The organism is Burkholderia sp. Tr-20390 (genome assembly GCF_017104595.1).
Lineage (GTDB): Bacteria > Pseudomonadota > Gammaproteobacteria > Burkholderiales > Burkholderiaceae > Burkholderia.
Map to the genome: position 1 here is coordinate 1 of NZ_JAAGPC010000356.1, position 3,183 is coordinate 3,183.

The 3,183-nt window shown below is 68.2% G+C and carries 2 protein-coding genes; both read left to right on the top strand.

The window, feature by feature from the left end:
• A partial coding sequence (locus G3N98_RS38835; protein WP_277396947.1) for an ImcF-related family protein occupies window positions 1-2,119 on the top strand: 2,119 nt, incomplete at its 5' end.
• Window positions 2,116-3,105: a type VI secretion system-associated protein TagF gene (gene tagF / locus G3N98_RS38840; RefSeq protein WP_069246999.1), complete on the top strand. Its 990-nt coding sequence runs from the start codon at window positions 2,116-2,118 to the stop codon at window positions 3,103-3,105. The genes G3N98_RS38835 and tagF, both read left to right, overlap by 4 nt.
• The last annotated feature ends 78 nt before the right edge of the window (window positions 3,106-3,183 follow it).

Consider the following 3,183-nt stretch of genomic DNA (forward strand, 5'->3'; position numbering starts at 1 on the left):
CCCCCCTTCCTCTTCTCATCATCCTCCCTCCCCTCATTTCTTCCTCTCCCTCTACTCTCCTCCTCCCCACTTTCATTCCTCTTACAACTCTCTCCACACTTCCCTTATGCTGTCCTACAATCTCCACGTCGAGCAGGCGCACCTGACCGACCAGCTCGCCCGCTTCTGGCGCGGCTGGCTCGAGACGAATCGCGGCAACATGCCGCGCGACGAGATGATCAAGAGCGCGGAGCGCATGATCTCGTTCTACCTCGCCCGCGTGAACGACAACGACTGGCCAATGATCGACGCGAACCTCGCGCTCGTCGACCAGACCCGCGAGAACCTGCGCCACGTCGTACGCGGGATGCCGGCCCGCCAGCGCGTCTATGAGGAAATCAAGGCACGCGCGTCGACCCGCTTCGCGCCGATGACCATCGCGCGCATCGTCGGCGACGGCAACCAGGGGCTCGTGGCCGGCAGCTACGCGATCCCGGGCACGTTCACGCGCGAAGCGTGGTTCGACTACGTGCAGCCGGCGATCCGCGACGCGGCGACCAAGGAACTGCAGGCGAAGGACTGGGTGCTGAACACGTCGACGCAGGATGACCTGACGCTCGAGGGCAGCCCCGAGCAGATCCAGAAGACGCTGGTCGGCATGTACAAGACCGAGTACGCGCAGCACTGGCAGAAGTTCATGCAGGGCATCGCGGTGCAGGGCTTCAGCAGCTTCGGCCAGGCCGTCGACGGGATGAACCGCCTCGGCGACCCGCAGGATTCGCCGATCCGCAAGATCCTCGAGACCGCGTACGACCAGACCTCGTGGGACAACCCGTCGCTCGCGAACGTGACGATCAAGAAGGCGCAGACGGGCGTCGTGAACTGGGTCAAGCAACTGTTCTCGCGCTCGCCGGCCGGCCAGGTCGCGGCCGCCAACATCGACATCAACGGCAATCCGGCCGAGGTGCCGATGGGTCCGATCGGCCAGGAGTTCATCGGGCTCGCGCGGATCGTCGCGTTGCATGACGGCACGTCGATGCTCAAGGGCTACATGGAATCGCTGTCGAAGGTCCGCACGCGCTTCAACGTGATCAAGAACCAGGGCGACCCGGGCCCGGGCGCGCGCCAGCTGATGCAGCAGACGCTCGACGGCAACGGGTCGGAACTCGCCGATTCGCTGAAGCTCGTCGACGAGCAGATGCTGACGGGCCTCACCGACTCGCAACGCAAGTCGCTGCGTCCGCTGCTGGTGCGGCCGCTGATGCAGGCGTTCGCGGTCGTGATCCAGCCGGCCAGCGCCGAAGTCAACAAGGTGTGGAACGCGCAGGTCTACCAGCCGTTCCAGAACTCGCTCGCGACGAAGTACCCGTTCGCGGCGAGCGCGAAGGTCGAGGCCGGCGCCGGTGAAATCGCGCAGGTGTTCGGTCCGGACGGCTCGATCGCGAAGTTCGTCGGCACGACGCTCGGGCCGCTCGCGGTGCGCCGCGGCGACACCCTCGCCGCCCGCACGTGGGGCGACATGGGCATCGGCCTCACGCCGGACTTCACGAACGGCTTCGCACGCTGGGTCGCGCCGCTCGCCGGCGGTGCGGCAGGCAGCGCCGCCGCGTCGTCCGAGCCGCAGACCGTGTTCCAGATCCTGCCGCAGCCGAGCACGGGCACGACGGAATACACGATCGCGATCGACGGCCAGCAGCTGCGCTACCGCAACACGCCGCCGCAGTGGACCAACTTCGTGTGGCCGAACCCGCAGGGCTCGCCGGGCGCGACGCTGTCCGCGACGACCTTCGACGGCCGCACGGTGCAGCTCGTCAACGAGCCGGGCCGCTACGGTCTCGAGAAGCTGATCAACTCGGCGCAACGCAAGCGCCGTCCGGACGGCACCTTCGACCTGACGTGGGCGCAGGGCAGCGTGAACGTGTCGGTGACGATGCGCATCATCAGCACGTCGCAACCGTCCGGCGGCGGCGGTGACCAGCCGCAGCAGCAGAGCCTGCGCGGCCTGCAGCTGCCGTCGTCGGTCGCCGACGCGAGCGCGGGTGCCGCGCAGAACGCAACCCAGACCGCCGGCACGGGCACGCCGGCCGCAGCGCCGGCCGTCGCGGCCGCCAACGCAACGCATGCCCAGGGGGCGCAATGACGCAAACCGTACAGGCGCAGATCGCCTACTTCGGCAAGATTCCGTCGCGCGGCGACTTCGTGAAGAGCCCGCACAACCCGCAGTTGCTGCAGACGCTCGACCGCTGGATCGCGCAGGCGCTCGAGCTGCTCGCGGAAGATCCGCGCTGGAAGCTCGTCTACGAGGATGCGAAGCCGATGCATTTCGCGTTCCTCGGCTCGCGCAGCAAGCTCGCGATCGCGGGCCACATGGTCGCGAGCCACGACGTGTCGATGCGCCGCTTCCCGTTCCTCGGCGCGACCGCGCTCGAGGTCGACCGGCCGCTCGCGTTCCTCGCGCGCAGCCCGCTCGCGTTCGCGCGGCTGTGGTCGCGCGTCGCCACGCAGATCCCGCCGCTGCTCGGCAAGGACGAGCCGCCCGGCGCGCTGCAGGCGCTCGGCGACACGCAGGTGCCGATCGACATCGGCGGCCCCGGCACGTCGCATGACGGCACCTTCAACGATTTCGTCGAGCACCAGACGCTGCACGGCCTCCAGGAGATGCTGCTGGAAAGCGGTCATCCGGTGCGGCTGCGCGGCGCGATGCTCGCGCTCGGCTCGCTGCTGCGGCCGGTGATGCAGAGCGGCTCGTCGCACATCGAGCGCGGCCTCACGCTGCCGCTGCCGGTCGATCCGTTCTACCGCAGCCTCGTCGCCGCGTTCTGGCTCGAACTGATCGCGCCGTTCGTCGCGCAGGCCGACTTCGAGCTCGCGATCTTCATCGGCACGATCGCCGAGCGCGAACGGCTCATCATCGGCTTCAACGGCGCGTCGGCGAAGACGCTGCTGAGCGTCGTCGACCCGCAGACCTACGCCGCCCACAACATCGACATCGACGATCCCGAGTGGATCGACGCCCATGCGCAAAACGATCACCAGATCAGCAAGCTCGTCAGCTACCTCGACCAACCGCAACTCTCGCTGCGTGTCGCCATCGACGCGTTCCGCGAAGCGTTCATCGGAGGCTGACGGGATGCATCGCACGATTCAAGTCCGGCGCGCACGCTTTTCGGCCGCGCGCTCGCCCGCCGTCGCCGCCCTCCTCGC